Annotated in this window: 14 protein-coding genes; 8 read left to right on the top strand and 6 right to left on the bottom strand. The window is 64.4% G+C overall.

Annotated elements, in window-relative coordinates:
* Positions 1-64 precede the first annotated feature (64 nt).
* From glmS to citE, 5 genes are all read left to right on the top strand, one after another.
* Entirely contained in the window at positions 65-505 is a 441-nt protein-coding gene (glmS, locus tag GRS80_RS04035; protein WP_149083155.1) for a methylaspartate mutase subunit S, read from the top strand.
* Positions 506-1,945, top strand: a complete 1,440-nt coding sequence (locus GRS80_RS04030) for a methylaspartate mutase subunit E (protein WP_160046436.1) — start codon at positions 506-508, stop codon at positions 1,943-1,945.
* On the top strand, positions 1,946-3,259 hold the full coding sequence (locus GRS80_RS04025; protein WP_160046435.1) for a methylaspartate ammonia-lyase: 1,314 nt from the start codon (positions 1,946-1,948) through the stop codon (positions 3,257-3,259).
* Positions 3,252-4,400: a 2-methylfumaryl-CoA hydratase gene (mch, locus tag GRS80_RS04020; RefSeq protein WP_160046434.1), complete on the top strand. Its 1,149-nt coding sequence runs from the start codon at positions 3,252-3,254 to the stop codon at positions 4,398-4,400. The genes GRS80_RS04025 and mch overlap by 8 nt, the downstream gene beginning before the upstream one ends.
* Before the next feature lie 142 nt (positions 4,401-4,542).
* Positions 4,543-5,595: an L-malyl-CoA/beta-methylmalyl-CoA lyase gene (citE, locus tag GRS80_RS04015; protein WP_160046433.1), complete on the top strand. Its 1,053-nt coding sequence runs from the start codon at positions 4,543-4,545 to the stop codon at positions 5,593-5,595.
* 214 nt (positions 5,596-5,809) lie between these two features.
* Here citE and GRS80_RS04010 read toward each other — a convergent pair whose 3' ends face one another.
* On the bottom strand, positions 5,810-6,787 hold the full coding sequence (locus GRS80_RS04010) for a transcription initiation factor IIB (RefSeq protein ID WP_160046432.1): 978 nt from the start codon (positions 6,785-6,787) through the stop codon (positions 5,810-5,812).
* A gap of 274 nt (positions 6,788-7,061) precedes the next feature.
* Here GRS80_RS04010 and GRS80_RS04005 point away from each other — a divergent pair, with 274 nt between their 5' ends.
* A complete protein-coding gene (locus GRS80_RS04005) occupies positions 7,062-7,766 on the top strand; it encodes an MBL fold metallo-hydrolase (protein ID WP_160046431.1) in 705 nt (234 codons plus the stop codon).
* Between the two features lie 348 nt (positions 7,767-8,114).
* On the top strand, positions 8,115-9,467 hold the full coding sequence (locus tag GRS80_RS04000) for an Nramp family divalent metal transporter (protein WP_343161441.1): 1,353 nt from the start codon (positions 8,115-8,117) through the stop codon (positions 9,465-9,467).
* 377 nt (positions 9,468-9,844) lie between these two features.
* On the opposite strand, the gene GRS80_RS03995 is transcribed toward GRS80_RS04000, so the two are convergent.
* The 4 genes from GRS80_RS03995 to GRS80_RS03980 form a co-directional block, all read right to left on the bottom strand.
* A complete protein-coding gene (locus tag GRS80_RS03995) occupies positions 9,845-10,936 on the bottom strand; it encodes a DNA topoisomerase IV subunit A (RefSeq protein ID WP_160046430.1) in 1,092 nt (363 codons plus the stop codon).
* A complete protein-coding gene (locus GRS80_RS03990; RefSeq protein WP_160046429.1) occupies positions 10,933-13,413 on the bottom strand; it encodes a DNA topoisomerase VI subunit B in 2,481 nt (826 codons plus the stop codon). Before GRS80_RS03990 ends, GRS80_RS03995 begins: the two co-directional genes overlap by 4 nt.
* 289 nt (positions 13,414-13,702) lie before the next feature.
* Entirely contained in the window at positions 13,703-14,203 is a 501-nt protein-coding gene (locus GRS80_RS03985) for a PKD domain-containing protein (RefSeq protein ID WP_160046428.1), read from the bottom strand.
* Positions 14,204-14,422: 219 nt separating this feature from the next.
* Positions 14,423-14,701: an acylphosphatase gene (locus GRS80_RS03980; RefSeq protein ID WP_160046427.1), complete on the bottom strand. Its 279-nt coding sequence runs from the start codon at positions 14,699-14,701 to the stop codon at positions 14,423-14,425.
* 358 nt (positions 14,702-15,059) lie between these two features.
* Here GRS80_RS03980 and GRS80_RS03975 point away from each other — a divergent pair, with 358 nt between their 5' ends.
* Complete coding sequence (locus GRS80_RS03975; protein WP_160046426.1) at positions 15,060-15,314, top strand: hypothetical protein; 255 nt, start codon at positions 15,060-15,062, stop codon at positions 15,312-15,314.
* Between the two features lie 49 nt (positions 15,315-15,363).
* Here the strand turns inward: GRS80_RS03975 and GRS80_RS03970 are convergent, their stop codons facing one another.
* A complete protein-coding gene (locus GRS80_RS03970; protein WP_160046425.1) occupies positions 15,364-16,245 on the bottom strand; it encodes a DNA glycosylase in 882 nt (293 codons plus the stop codon).
* Positions 16,246-16,255: the final 10 nt, after the last annotated feature.

Raw genomic sequence — 16,255 nt, 5'->3', positions numbered from 1 at the left:
ATTAAAGAATATTATCATGGAAGATCATTAAGTTTATCACCCGCTCTCACATGGGTCGGTATGCATGTCGAATACGGTCGTTCTCGGCGTGATCGGCTCCGACGCACACGTCGTCGGGATCACGATCCTAGAGCAGGCGTTTCGTACAGCTGGCTTCAACGTCGTCAACCTCGGTGTCCAGACCTCCCAGGAGGAGTTCGCCGAGGCCGCACGCGCACACGACGCCGAGGCTGTACTGGTCTCGTCGCTGTACGGCCACGCCAAACAGGACTGTCAGGGCTTTCACGACGTTCTCGAGGCGGCCGACGTCGACGCGGTCACCTACATCGGTGGCAACCTCGCGGTCGGCCAGGACGACTGGGAGCGAACGCGCGAGACGTTCGAGGCGCTGGGCTTCGATCGCGTTTTCGACTCCGAAACCGACCCCGAGGAGGCGATCGCCGCGCTCCGTCGGGACCTCCGGATCACACCGCCCGAAACCGAGCGGGTGGCGGCCAACACGTAGATGATCCGAGACGAACGATTGCCGTCCGACGAGCTACGGCGTCTCGACGAGACGATCAGAACCAACTGGTCGACCGGAGCCGACATCGACTTCGAGGAAGCGATTCGCTACCACGACTCGCTTCCCGCCCACAAACGCTTCGCGGACGTCCTCGAGTCCGCGGACGATCCGTTGCTCCAGCCGCGGGCCGGCGTCCCCCGACTCGAGGATCAGATCGAACTGCTCGCGTACCTCCACGAGTCGGGAGAGGCCGACCTCCTCCCCACCACGATCGACTCCTACACGCGGGACAACGCCTACGAAAAAGCAAGGGAAGGACTCGAAAACGCCCGCGAGACGGGCGACGACACCCTCAACGGGTTTCCTGCAGTGAACCACGGCGTCGAGGGCTGTCGCGAACTGATCGACGCGACCGACGCGCCGATCGAGGTGCGCCACGGCACCCCCGACGCCCGGCTGCTCGCGGCGATCACGTTTGCGGGTGGCTTCCAGAGCTTCGAGGGTGGGCCGATCTCCTACAACATTCCCTACACCAACCGCCACAGCCTCGCGGAGACGATCGAGAACTGGCAGTTCGTCGACCGGCTGGCGGGCACCTATACGGAACACGGCGTCCGGATCAACCGCGAACCGTTCGGACCGCTGACCGGCACGCTCGTTCCGCCGTCGATCGCCATCGCGATCATGCTGATAGAGGGCAAACTCGCCGCCACACAGGGTGTGCGGTCGCTGACGCTCGGCTACGGACAGGTCGGCAACGTCGTCCAGGACGTCGCCGCCCTGCGGGCCCTGAAGGAACTCGGCCAGGAGTTCCTCCCCGACGAGGTGTGCGTCACGACGGTCTTCCACGAGTGGATGGGCGGCTTTCCGCCGGACGAGGCTCGCGCCAACGGCGTCATCGGCCTCGGCGGACTGACCGCTGCGATCGCTCGGCCGGACAAAGTGATCACCAAGTCCCCACAGGAGTTCCAGGGGGTTCCAACGATGGAGGCCAACGCCAGCGGCCTCCGCACCACGAGACAGGTCATCGATATGGCAATCGAACAGAACATCGATATCGACGGCATCGACCGAGAACAGCAACTGATCGAACGCGAGACTCGCAACCTCCTCGAGGCGGTCCTCGAGGCGGGCGACGGCGACGTCGTCCAGGGAACGCTCGCGGCGTTCGACTCCGGGGCGCTCGACGTTCCCTTCTCCCCGAGCGACAGCGCGAAAGGGGCCGTCCTTCCGGCGCGAGACGACGACGGACGCGTCCGAATCCTCGAGTGGGGCGAGCTCGCGATGGACGACGAGATCAAGGAGATCCACCGCGGGCGTCTCTCACAGCGTGCCGACACCGAGGGACGCGACCAGTCGTTTCGGATGGTCGCCGACGACGTCGACGCGATCAGCGAGGGGAAACTCATCGGCCGCCCGGAGCCCCGAGGTGACGCGTAGATGGAGATCGAGACGATCGACGCGACGACGGGCTACGCCGGGTTCTTCGCGGACGACCAGCGGGCGATCAAACGCGGCGCGAAACGGGACGGCTTCGTCTACGAGGGCGAGCCCGTCACCGACGGTTTCGAGGCGATCCGTCAGGCCGGCGAGGCGCTGCTCGTCGACGTCGAACTCGCGGACGGCACCGTCGGCCGCGGCGACTGCGCCGCGGTCCAGTACTCCGGCGCAGGCGGACGCGACCCGCTCTTTCGCGCCGAGGAGTACGCCCCCGTCGTGACTGGGCCCGTCGCCGACGCACTCCGCGGGAGCGACGCGCGCGGGTTCCTCGAGAACGCCGAGGCGATCGAACACCTCCGAATCGATGGGGAGAAACTTCACACGGCGATCCGCTACGGCGTCTCGCAGGCGCTACTGGCGGCCGCGGCCCGCGCCGAGGGCACGACCCGGACGGACGTCCTCGCCGACGCACTCGAGACCGAACCCGCCAGTGATCCAGTCCCCGTCTTCGGCCAGTCCGGCGACGACCGCTACGCCAACGCCGAGAAGATGATCGTCAAGGGCGTTCCGGTCTTGCCCCACGCACTGATCAACAGCGCCGAAAAGCTCGGCCCGGACGGCGAGGGACTGCTCGAGTACGTCGCCTGGCTCGCCGAACGGGCGCTGGAACTCGGCTCCGAGGGCTACGAGCCGCGATTCCACGTCGACGTCTACGGGACGATCGGCGACCTGTTCGGGCCGCCGTACGACCGGGCCGAGGTGGTCGACTACTTCTACGCCATAGAGGAAGCAGCCGCGCCATTCTCGATACAGATCGAGGGGCCGATGGACGCTGGGAGCCGCGAGACTCAGATCGAGGCGATGGCCGAACTCCGCGACGGCCTCCGGGACGCTGGCGTCGACGTCCCTATCGTCGCCGACGAGTGGTGTAACACCTTGGCCGACGTACAGGCGTTCGTCGACGCGGGCGCGGCCGACCTCGTGCAGGTGAAAACGCCCGATCTCGGCGGGATCCACCGAAGCGGGCGAGCCGTTCGCTACTGCGAGGGGACCGACACGGAGGCGTACCTCGGCGGAACGTGCAACGAGACCGCGACCTCGGCGCGGGCCTGCGCCCACGTCGCGCTCGCGACCGACGCCGCCCAGACGCTCGCGAAACCCGGCATGGGGTTCGACGAGGGCTACATGCTCGTCGAAAACGAGATGCGGCGGACGATCGCCCGGCGAGAGCGAGCCGCCGAACGGACGAGCACCGACGCGGAGACCGGAGCCGGGTCGGACTCCGAATCCGGGGAGGTGAGCGCCGATGACTGAGAACTCGAGGTCGAACGGCGACGCCGAACGCGGATCCCGGAACCGACACGACTCCGTGGAGTGGACCGATCCCGACACGTTCGCTCGAGCCCTCGAGCGCGCCGAGACCAGACCGAAGGGAAACACCTTCGAGACGTTCGCCGAGGGTGACGTCGTCGAACACGACCCCGGGCTTCGACTCACCCGCTGGGGGAACGAACGCTGGACGAGCCAGACGCTCAACCACGATCCGGCCTACTGGCGGACCGACGCGGCTCGAGCGCGCGGGTTCGACGAGCCGCCGATCCACCCCGACTATCTCACGGCGGCCACGCTCGGGATCACCGTCGAGGAGTTAAGCGAGAGGGGCGGCTACTTCCTCGGCCGGACGAACCTGCGGTTCCCCGGGACCCCGGTCTATCCGGACACCGAACTCCGCGTCGAGAGCGAGGTCGTCTCGACCGCGACCTCGAGTTCCCGGCCCGAATACGGGATCGTCACGTGGCGAACACGGGGAATCGACGCCGAGACGGACGAGCCCCTCTGTACCTACGAGCGGACGAACATGATCCCACGGCGCGAGCCCGTCGAAACGGCTGGGAATGGCGCGACAAACGCCGACGGAACCGGTTCGTCGGGGACAGCCGAAACCACACCCGACGACGACCTCCCCACGGACCTGATCGTACCCGAGGGCGGCTTCTTCGAGGACTTCCTCGAGGCCCTCGAGGCGGCAAGCGGCGGTGACACCGCGGTGGCCTACCGGCACGAACGCGGGCGAACCCAGGACGACGTTACCGTCGCGGCGCTGCCACTGGCGACGCTCAACACGGCCGGACAACACTACAACGCTGACGTCATGGCGGAGACTCCGTCGGGCGACGTCGTCACCTACGGCGACGTTACCCGGTCGATCGCGCTCGGCCACGCCCGCTCGGACGAACGAACCTGGCGCGAGGTCGGCTTCGACGACGAGTCGTTCCACGACTTCGTCACACCCGGCGACACCGTCTACGCGTTCACCCGCGTCCTCGAGGTTGAGGACGACGCCTCGGACGGGCGGGCCGGCACGGTTCGCTTTCAACACGTCGCGTTCAACCAGCACGAGGAACCCGTCTACTCGGGCACGCGGACGGCCGAGATCCGGAAACGAGCGCCGTGACCCGAACGACCGAACGCCGTGATTCGGAGGATCGAACACCGCCGACGGTGGTCTCGCGACGTCCGACATCCGAACCACGGCAGACGACCGGATCGCCGATACCCCAAACCGATAGGGACCACCGACCCCATCAAAATCAACGATGACACCGACGACCGAACCACGAATCTGTCGAACGTTCCAGACTGCACCGGCCGCCGTCCCGAGAGAGGAGTCGGCGAAGTATCTCGTCTCCGGCCTCGCCTCCGAGGGGTTCGAAGCCCCCGACTGGCTCGTTCCCGACTTAGAGGACGGCACCGCACCCGACGCGAAGGCGAAGGGACTCGAGAACGTCCTCGCGGAGGTCCCGCGGGCCGACTTCGCGGGCGAAATCTGGCCCCGCGTCGAGTGGAGTTACGCCGATCGACCGTACCGCGAGAAGGGCCGCCACCAGATCGACCGCCTCGTGGGCGAGATCGGCGACGAGATCGACGGCGTCGTCGTCCCAAAGGTGGGGCGACTCGAGGACGTCGAACGCGCGGCGGCGGTCGTCGCCGAGGCCGAGGCGAGCCACGGCTACGACGAGGGGGCGATCGAACTCGCGGTGATCGTCGAGACGGGACGTGCCCGCTCGGATCTGCGCGAGATCGCGAGATTCGGCGAGAACTCCCGACTCGCCGCGCTGGTCTTCGGCCCCGTCGACTACACCGCCGAACTCGGCGGCCGGGATCTCGGCGACGGCCGGCCGCGCTGGGACGGCCTGCTCGAGGCACTCTCGAACGAGACGAGCGCGGCGGACCTGCTCGCAATCGGGGGCCCGTTCGACGATCTGTTCACCCAACGCGCCGGGCTCACGTACTACAACGCCGAGGGGTACGCCGATCAGGTCGAACACGAAGCCCGACTCGGCCTCAACGGCTCCTGGTCGCTCCATCCGAAACAGACGATCCAGGCGAACACGATCCACACGCCGACGCCCGCGGAACTCGAGCGTGACGTCGACCGAATCGAGCGGTTCAACGAGGCCAAACGCGAGGGGACCGGCGCAGTCACCATCGACGGCCAGATGGTCGACGAGGCGACGTTCAAGGTGTTCCGGAACACGATCCGGACGGTGCGTGCGATCCACCGGACGCGGCCCGAACAGACCGCCGACTACTACGACGAAGCGCTGCTCGACCGGGCGCTCGAGCTCGAACTACGCTACGACGAGTGATACGGATTGCTGTAACGAGTTACCGGTGCGACCGCAGGATGGGTCGCGGTCGCACCGGAAGTGATTTCCAGTAAACCGTATGAGTGACCCGAGGGACGAAAGCGTCGGCTCGAGACGAATGTACTCGCGGCCGGACGGTTCGTCGTCGACCCAACTCGAGGTCGGGTGAACGAAATCGTCAGTTACGAGCGATCGGTGAGAAAAGAGCGGAGGTTCACGCGGGTGCCGCCGTATCCGAAGCCTCGAGCAGCTCCTTGTAGCGGTTGCGGATCGTCACTTCGGAGATGCTGGCGACCTCGCTGACCTCGTTTTGGGTGACCTTCTCGTTGGTCAGCAGTGCGGCGGCGTAGACGCCGGCGGCGGCGAGGCCGACCGGCGACTTGCCGCTGTGGACGCCCTCCGTGCGGGCCGAGTCGAGCAGTTCGCGGGCCATTCGCTCGGTCTCGTCCGAGAGATCGAGGTCGCTAACGAACCGGGGGACGTAGCTCTCGGGGTCGGCCGGCTGGACCTCCAGCCCGAGTTCCCGAATCACGTACCGGTACGTGCGGGTCAGCTCCATCTTGTCGACGCGGGAAACGGCCGAGATCTCGTCGAGGCTGCGTGGGGTGCCCGCCTGGCGAGCGGAGGCGTACAGCGACGACGTCGCGACGCCCTCGATCGACCGTCCCGGCAGGAGGTCTTCCTCGAGTGCGCGGCGGTAGATCACCGACGCAGTTTCACGGACGTTCTCGGGGAGCCCGAGCGCGCTAGCCATGCGGTCGATCTCGCCGAGTGCCTGCTTTAAGTTGCGCTCTTTCGAGTCTCGCGTGCGGAAACGCTCGTTCCAGGTGCGCAGTCGCTGCATCTTCTGTCGCTGGCGACTCGAGAGCGCCTTGCCGTAGGCGTCTTTGTCCTGCCAGCCGATGTTCGTGCTGAGCCCCTGGTCGTGCATCATGTTGGTTGTCGGAGCACCGACGCGGCTTTTCTTGTCCTTCTCGGCGGCGTCGAACGCACGCCACTCGGGACCGCGGTCGATTTCGTCTTCCTCGACGACGAGTCCACAGTCCTCACAGACGGTCTCGGCGTGTTCGGCGTCGCTGATGAGCCGCCCGCCACACTCCGGGCACTGTTCTCGTTCCGTCGATCGCGTCGTCGTTTCCTCGTTCTCTTCCTCTCGTTCGTCCGAATAGGTTCGAATGCGTGTATCGGTCATGGTGTATCGGGTGCGTTACTCGGGGCTCCCGGGTGGGGGAACCAGAAGAAACCCGGTCGCCTCAGCTAACGTATGGTAAGGTCGTAAGAGACTTAAAGCTTCCGCCTACCTTATAAAATAATCGGAATTGTTGTTATATATGTTCCGATATACACCTAATAATCATGAAAGATTCGGAACACTCCTCCGGAGGTCCGTTTTGCGTTCTCGCTGATCCGATCAGCACCGCTCTCGAGTCGAACGCTTTTCGACCCTCGCTCCCGAACCGCTGTCCATGACCGTCCGTTTCGGTGCGGTGACGATCGACTGGTTCGGACTCGCGACGATTCGCCTCGAGGGCCAGACGGGTGCCGTCATCTACGTCGACCCCGGGCCAGCGGAGTACGGTGTGCTGGATGGGTACGACGCTCGAGATGGCGACCTGATCCTCGTCTCACACGCACACCACTACGATCCGGAGTCGATCCGCCGGGTCGCCCACGAGGACGCGATCGTCGCAGTTCACGAATCGATCGACGCGAGCGAGATCGATCGGGTCGAGGAAGCACCCGAAGAACTCCCGTTCGTGGTCGAACGCGTCCGGGCCGACGAGTCGTTCGTCCTCGGCCCGCTCGACCTGTTTACCACCCCAGCGTACAACGACCCCGCGGGAGGACACACCGACGACAGTGGGTCACCGTACCATCCTGAGGGCGACGGATGCGGGTTCGGAGTTACTGTCGACGGTATCTGTGCGTTCTGGCCGGGTGATACCGACGTTCTCCCGCTTCACGAGGACCTCGACGTCGACGTCCTTCTGCCGCCGATCGGCGGGACGTTTACGATGGATCGACGCGATGGGGCAGCCCTCGCAGCGACGATCGATCCCGATCTCGTCTTGCCGGTCCACTACGACACCTTCGAAGAGATCGAAGCGGACGCCGACGCGTTCGTCGTCGACGTCGCCAACCGGGGCGTGCCCGTGGTCCTCGACGAGTGAACCCTCGTGTTTTGGCGTCGTCTACTGGCCGTTGTCGTTCGATACCGGTGATCGATCGGACGGAGTCATCGATCACCGGTAACTTCGGGAAGATGGATCTGACGTTGCCTTGATACGGTTTACTGGCCGTCAGTACCGCCCGCTTCCGGAACCCGTTCTCCGGGAGCAGCGCTACACAGGGACAGCAATCCGTATGGGACCGCGACGCGTCGGTCGAACAACGAACGTATAAGTACACCCTCGAGAAGTTGCGGACGATTCATATGGCGATCACAGATCGGCGTCTGGGGGAGTGGGGTTCGACGAACGGTGAGTCGAGACGGACCGCTGTGCGAAGGGGTGAGTGGCGTGGCCGGTGAGGCCGGTGTCGAAAGTGAGGTCCACCAATCCGAGCTTACGTATCCGTCGACTGACTGGCGTGGGTTCTTCAGGAACCACTTCGGACCCTCGATGCTGTGGGCACTGATCGGCATTGGCGCCAGCCACATCGTCCTCGCGCCGACGCTCGGCGGGACGTTCGGACTGTTTGCCGTCTGGCTGTTCGCGCTCATCTACCTCGCGAAGTACGGCGCCTGGGAACTGGGCATTCGGTACAACTACGGCGTCGGCGGGAACCCGGTCGAAGCGTACGGCGACCTGCCGGGGCCGAACAACTGGATGCAGTGGTTTACGGTCGCGGTCTTTCTCGTCGCCTACGCCGGGATCACCGCCGCGGTCGGAATGAGTACCGCCGCGTTCGTCGAGGCGTTGACGCCGCTTTCGTTCCCGCAGGCGTTCGTCGCCCTCGTCGGTCTCGCCGGTGCGCTCGTCCTGTTCACCCGGTACAGCCTCCTCGAGAAGATCCTGCTGGGCTTTACGATCGCACTCGGCCTACTGATCGTGCTGGGCGTGTTCGTGGGCCCGCCGCCGAGTGACGTCGCCATTGGAACGGCGTTTACCGTTCCCGATCTCACCGGACCGGTGTTCGTCGGTCTGTTCGCCGCCGCGGCGGGCTTTGCGCCGACCGGCTTCAGCACGAGCGTCCTCATCGGAAGCTGGAGCATGGCGAAAGGCGAGGGTGCTGGCGAACTGCGCGACCGCGGCCTCGATCCCGAAGACGAGGCCCACCACGACTACATCCGCGCCTGGATCCAGACCGGCCGACGTGACTTCAACATCGGCTACGCGTTCAGTTTCGTCCTCATCGTCGCGATGGTCGTCCTCGCCGCGAACGTCCTCTATCCGAACCCGCCGGCGGACGCGAACCTCGCGGTCGCCATCGGCACCATCCTGAGCGACTCCTTCGGCGAGTGGTCCTACTACGCGATGGTTCTCGGCGCGTTCGCCGCGCTGTACTCAACTGTCATCACGCTCCTCGACGGCGCCTCGCGGGCGACCGGTGACATCGTCCCGATGGCCGTAGAGCGCCCCGACCTCGACGGCGAGCGCATCAGGAAGGCTGTCGTGGTCGCCATCGTCGCCGTGAGCATCGGCGTCGTTCTCACACTCGGCGCTGTCCCCGTCACGTTCCTCATCTGGATCTCGGCGATCCTCGCGATCACGGAGATCCTCTTCTACCCGGCGAACTGGTACGTCGTCAGAGAACACCTGCCCGAACAGTTCCAGCCCTCGCGGCGGTGGGTCGCCTACTACGCGATCAGTCTGGCCGTCGTCCTCGTCTTCGGGCTCATGGGTGCGGCCCACGAGTTCGGCTACGTTTAGCGGTTTCTACGCTCCGAACAGCGCCTGGCGGTTTTCACCTTCGAAATAACGTGTGAAACTGAACGTGTTGATTCGGAGACGACAGATGGCACGGAAACGGTTCGGAGGAAAACGGCTGGGTGGGGTTGTGGGTGTGGCGTAGCCGATACGCCAGAGGGGCGTCTCTCGGTAGTGGACAGACTGTTTGGTGGGATATGCGGTCACGGGCTGAGACCGCACCCGTCATTTGGCGGGTGGGATGAATAAAGGGAGAGACCCACTCCAGCGAACTGGGAATGATGACAACCGTTGTCGCCCATTTTCACCCGCCGAACTCGAGCGATCGGCCTCTTCGAACCGATCGAAAACGTCGCTTTTTCAGCCCGGCTCGAGAACCGCTAGATCACGCCCATCGCATCCAGACGCTCGGGGAGATACGTATCCGTCACGAAATCCAGACCGTGAGACGCCAGCGACTGCTGTTCGGACTTCTTCTCGATCTCGAGTTGCAACTCGATCTGTTCTTCCCAGTAGTCGGTCTGGAACCGGGGGTCCTCGAGTTCGCTCTCGAGGGCGTTCTTGTCCGAGTCCGAGAGGGGATCGGTCGGCAGGTCGTACTCGACGATATCGGCGGGCTGAATGCCGATGTACTCGGCTTCGGGCGTCGCGAGATACTCCGAGAGGTGGGCCGATTTGATCGAGCCGTAGGCGACGGAGCCGTAGATCCGATACGACCACGGGTCGCCGTCGGCGAACACCGTCGCCGGGAGGTCGAGTTCGTCGTGTAAGCGCTTGATGATCCGACGGGTCGCCCGTGCGGGCTGGCCTTTGAGGTGGACGATCAGGGCGTTGTACTCGTCGTCGAAACCGTTCTCGACGAGTCGGTCGCGCATCCCGCCGGTCTCGACTGCGAGCATGAAGTCGGCGTCGCTATCGAGAAACTCGATCGTATCGGGGTTGTTCGGAATCTGGTACCCCCCCTCGCCGACGTCTTCCTGGCAGTGAATCTCGCGTTCCCCGCGGCGAGTCTGCTCGCGGAGATGCAACGGCCCCATGATCGTCGCACCCGATTCTTCGGGGCGCATATGAAAGTCCTCGCGGGTGACTCCCGAAACGATCTCGAGATCCTCGATCAGCCCGTTCGACTCGTCTTGGTCGCTGAACTGGGCTTCCTTGTTGTCCCAGCTCTCCGAGAGGTAGTACAGTTCACGCAGGGTCGACGAGCGATCTTCCTCGAGTTGATCGGCGAGGAACTCGATGGTGTAGACCGCCTTCAAGAGCTTTCGCGCGCCACGAACCGAGTTCGCCGATCGGGTCGACTCCCGGTCGCCGTACACCCAGACGCCGCTTCCCTCGTCGTACTCGATGTTGTTTTTCGTCCGCGTCGGCACGGACATATGCGGAATCTCGCCGAGTTCGAACTGGTCGTAAAACTGTGCGGCGAGATCGATCAACTGTTCTCTAGCTTGCTGGTCTTTCTGGGTACTCATCGGTCTCCCTCCGTGACGGTGAGTTTCTCGGATTCGACGCCTTTGACGTCCAGATCGAACGCCGCGTCGTCGGCGATCTCGTACTCGAGTTCGGCCTCGTCGCCGCTCCCGACGTCGGCTTCCCACTTGACGAACCACTCGCCATCCATCTCGACGACGGTCGCGCCGTCGCTGAGCTTCCGTGGCTCGGCGGAGACGATGTCGGTGATCTCGAGCGTTTCGGTCGTACTCGAGTTGTTCTCGACGACGACCGAGACGGCCTGTCCGTCGCCGTTTGCTTCGATCCGGCGTTCGACTAAGACGTTGTTCATGATGCGAGCGATGGCGTCGTCGATATCTGGTTCCTCGCGGCCGGTGACCTCGGCGACTTTCGTGGCCATCTCCGGCAGAATCTTCCCGAGGACGTTCTGTTTCTTCCGGCGCTGTTGCATCGACCGGCGCTTGTTCAGGTAACTTTTGAGTTCGCGGGCGGCCTCCCGAATCGCGAGTTCGATCTCGTCTTCGATCTCGGGAACGTTCGCGACCGCGTCTTTCGACTCGCTGGTAAAGGGAACGTTCGTCGAGGCGACGTGGACCATGATCACTGCTGGGCCGTTCGGCAGGCCCGAGCCGCCGGGTTGGTCGAGCCCGTAGTTGCGCCAGCCGATCGACTTGACGACATCGGTCGTCGCACACGCGCCGCGCTGGTAGACGAGTGGGACGCGGTTCGCAAAGCGCAGGACGTCCGCGCTCCCTTCCGCCTCGAGGTCGCCGCCGTAGGCGATCCCCGCCTCGACGATGAACGGATCGCCGCCGTGAACTTCGGCGTCACGGGTCGCGGAGGCGTAGAAGTCGGCGTCGAACTCCTTCTCTAAGCCAGCCTCGATGAGATCCGCGGAGATCGGCGAGAGACACCGCGTCGGCGGTGCCATGATGTCGGTCTCGCGCATCCCGTCGACGAGGTCGCTCGCGGCGTCTCGATCGTCGGCGAGTTCGCGCACCAGCGGCAAGTCGTCGGGAACGGTCGCCATGACGTCCCAGATCGCCTCCACGACGTTCTCGCGGGCAGTGTCGCCGAAGGCGACGTCGTCGTACTCCTCGGTCAACTCGGCCGCACGGTCGACGTACTCGCGGAGTGCCCGGCGGGTGAGGCGGTGGCGAACGTCCTCTTCGTCTTCGAACCTGGCCCCGAGCCGGTCGGCGAAGGCGTGGACGGTTTCGTCGTCTTTGCGAGTGCTCGTCGCGTCGTCCGCAAGGTCGTAGAGGTCGGCGACGATCCTCGAGTCGACCGTCTCTCCGTCACCCGCAGCGTCGGCATCCCCAGGGGTGCTCTCGTCCTCTTCGGCGGCGTCGATCAACGCGAGCCAGACGGCTTCGACCGCGTTCTCCCGAACTGTCTCGCCGAACGTCGTTCCGTGTTCGGATTCGGTGGCCTCGGCGGCCGCCTCCACGTCGGCGCGCAGTTCGTGGTGGGCGATCCGGTCGCGGTCGTCGACGGCCTCGGCGATCGCGCCGGCGAAGGCGGCCGTCGCGTCGGCACCTTTGTTGGCGGTCGCATCCGAGACGATCGACTCGAGGTCGATTCTCTCCTGTGGTGCGGGTGGTCGCCAGCGCATCTCGCGGCCGTAGTGGCGGTCGCGGAAGGAATCGATCACCGAGTCGGCGGTCTTCTTCCCGACACGGGTGAACTCCTCCTGGAGGAATCCCGAGACGCTGTGGGAGTCAGTCGCCGTGAGCATCTTCATCACGGTGCCGAGTTCGACGCCGTGGGGGTGGGGGCGAATCTCCTCGGTTTCCTCGGGGAGCTGGTCGGTCGCCCGCTCGAACTTGAACTCCGCTTTCGGCTCGCGTAACTCGAGGCGGGCGTGGGGGTTGACGACCGCCGTGTGTTTGATGTAGTCGTGAAGCTGCTGGCGGGCGCGCATGTTCGCCTCCATCTCGAGTTCGATTCGGGTGCCGTGGGGACGGTCCCAGGAAGTCGCCTCCTCGACGCTGATCTCGGGTTCGTTGTCGTCGGTGTCGACGATCAGCTCGAAGTACTGGGCGTCGCTTGCACCCTGGGTTCGGCTGGTGATCTTCGCGGGCTTGCCACTCGTCAGCTGCGAGTAGAGCACTGCCGCCGAGATTCCGATCCCCTGCTGACCGCGATTCTGTTCGCGGACGTGAAACCGCGAGCCGTACAGTAGCTTCCCGAAGACTTTCGGAAGTGACTCTTTGGTCAGCCCTGGCCCGTTGTCCTCGACGATGAGTGTGTAGTAGTCACCGTCTTCCTGAATTTCGACGTAGATGTCCGGTAAGATGCCGGCTTCCTCGGCGGCGTCTAACGCGTTGTCGACGGCCTCCTTGACGGCCGTCACGAGGCCTCGAGCGCCGCTGTCGAAGCCGAGCATGTGCTTGTTCTTCTCGAAGAACTCGGCGATCGAGATCGCCTGCTGGTTCTCGGCCAGCTCCTCGGCGATCCCGGCATCCTCACCGAGTGTCGACTGGAACGACGTCATTGTCTCCCCATACTAACGGCGAGGCTAAAAGGTGTGCGTTACCGGAGTGAAAGTGAATGGGGTTCCCGGAGTGGTAGTGATACACCGATCGCCAGAGTGGCGGCGATCGGGTGTGTAGTGACGTGCACCGACACCGATAGCGCGGCGGTTCCGAGACGAGACCGTATCACAGAATCGATCTCACACCGTCGCTTCGCTCGTGGTGTACTCGTACATACAGGTAGCGATGGAGCGAAACTGCGTATAATCGATCCGGCAACTGGAAAAATAGCGCACAATATGTAGAGGATCAATTCGTAATGACCTCGAGGTCGCCGACCTGCGTCGTCGGGTGGAACTCACAGATGTACGTCCCCATCTCCTCGGAAGCGACGACGTTCTCGAGCGTCTGTTCTTCACCTTCGTCGCCCATCCCCTCAGTTGCGTAGTCGTCAACGACGTCCTCGTTCTCGTCGTGCATCGCGATATTGTGTACCGCGCCGTCTTCGTTTATCCAGCGGAAGTCGTACTCTTGACCCTCGAAAAGGACCAAATCTGGGTTATCTACTCCAGCGATAATCTCCGGTTCGATTCCCGTCCAGGCCGCGATTCGTCCCTCGAAGTAGAACTCGTCTACCCCTTCCCAGGCCTCGTCGTCGACGTCCTCGTCGTCGACGTCACCGTCTTCCTCTTCGTCCTCTTCTGTCTCGCCGGGGCCCTCGTCGCCACAGCCAGCGACGAGCGCTGGCAAACTCACCGCGCCAGTGTATTTCAGGTACGTTCTTCGATCGAGCGATTTCTTTCGGGGCATTCATAGATTCGAATACAGAGGCACTAATAAAACGTGTTCAGTCATCTCATGAAAGTCATTATTTTGTGTCCACTCGTTTCGAACCGCGGCACTCGCAGTGCGACCGGGTGCGCCCTGGCGTTCAGTGGATATCTAATTCCCTCGAGAACCCATCGACGATGGTGACTCGAGCCAGTGCGGGCGGGTCAAGCATCGACCGCGCTGACTCGGCACGCCGAATCAGTATCGAATCTCGAATCCGTTCTCGCCCAGCGGGTCGCCGTACTCGACCTCGACGTCCTCGACGCTGGCTTTCGGGCTCCCGTCGTGACACCACTCGACCATCGACTCGACCGCATCCTCCGGTCCTTCGAAGACCGCCTCGACGCGGCCGTCCTCGAGATTTTTGACCCAGCCGTCGACGCCTCGCTCCCTTGCGGTATCGCGCGTCGTCGCCCGGTAGAAGACGCCCTGGACGGTTCCGGAGACGAACACGTGTGCGCGGGTTCGTTCTGTCATGTCCGTGCGGTCGACCGCGACCGTCAAAAATCCCGCGCGTTCGCGGCCTCGAGTCCGACGGGCCCTCCCAATTCCCACCCTCGGAACGGCACACTCTCCGGTCGAGGTCCATCGCGTCTGACTTTCGTCCGACGCGTGGCTGACGAACGGCGTGCGACAGTTACACACGCGACGCACCCCCCGGCAGATGATTCCTGGACGGATCGATTCGAAGACCGGGCGCTCAGCTGTCGCCATCCGTTGTGGCGGCCGTGAACTCGTGGCCTCCGTCTCGGTGAGTTTCGTCCGGAGCTGAACCGCCCCACGAAACAGTTTGGAGCCGACAGGACGAGGGTGCTCGAGCCCGTAGGGATAGCCGATGGGAGTCCTCGACCGCCTCGAGGAAGAGTTCCTCGAAATCTCGAGTCACCGGCGGACGCTCCGGGAGCTACTCGAACTCGTCGTCGGCTCGGTCCTGTTCGTGCTCGTCGCGAGCGGGCTCGCGTACTACCTGCTGGGTCGGGTGACCGCGATCGGCGTCGCCGCGATCTTGGCGATCATCTTTACGATCACGATCGTCTCGCAGGCGTACTGGGCGATATCAGGCCGGAAGGACTACGGTGACGGCCAGTAGCCGCCGAACGACGTGATTAGACGGCGGTCACCCACCAGTCCGGACGGAGTTATTCGCCAGTCCGGAGATGGTGGAAAATGTAGGTCTGGGCGTAGCCGGCGTACTCCCCGCCCAGGCGCTCCCGGATCGCTCGAGAGGTGTCGGCGTAGGAACCGCGATCGCAGTCGGGGTAGTACTCCTCGATGGCCGACGTGATCCAGGTGTCGAGGGGAACGGCCTCGTCGAAGCCGAGCGAGAACAACAGGACGCAGTCGGCGACCTTCTCGCCGACGCCGACGAACCGGGTCAGGTACTCGCGAGCGGCTTCGTACTCGAGGTCGCGAGCCGCCTCGGGGTGGGCGTCGCCGTCGGCGACCATCTCCGCGGTTCGGACGACGTAGGGGGCGCGGTAGCCAAGCCCCAGTTCCCGAAGCTCGGCCTCCGTCGCCGCCGCGAGCTGGTCGGGCGTCGGGAAGGCGTGGTAGGTTCGCCCGTCGAGAGCGAACTCGTCGCCGTACTCGCGGGCGAGCGTCGAGACCATCCCGTGAATGCGGTCGACGCGCATCTGTGCCGAACAGATAAAGGCGATCAGCGTCCCGAACGGCGGATCATCAACGAGCCGCAGTCCGCGGTGTGTCTCGTAGGCCTCGGCGAGCAGCGGATCGTCCGGTGCGTCGGCGACGACCGCCTCGAGGTCGTCCTCGAGACGCAGGAGTCGGCGGACGGTCGGCTCCGCGTCGACGGTCGACTCCCACTCGAGGACGCCGTTGTGCGAGCGGACGCGGATCACCTCGCCGTCGACGACGGTGACGTACCACGCCTCCGGCGCGCGCTGGCCTCCGTACATCTCGCCGTCCTCACGACGCCAGAGGTAGCTCTGTCCGCTCTCGAGGGTCAGATACAGGTCGAGTCCGCCGGATAGCTCGTCGATGGGGATCGTTCCCGTCGCCATTCGTCCGAGC

Source organism: Natrialba sp. INN-245, assembly GCF_009807105.1.
Classification (GTDB): domain Archaea; phylum Halobacteriota; class Halobacteria; order Halobacteriales; family Natrialbaceae; genus Natrarchaeobius; species Natrarchaeobius swarupiae.
The sequence above is the reverse complement of the archived record's forward strand: the minus strand, read 5'-3'. Positions and strand labels throughout refer to the sequence as shown.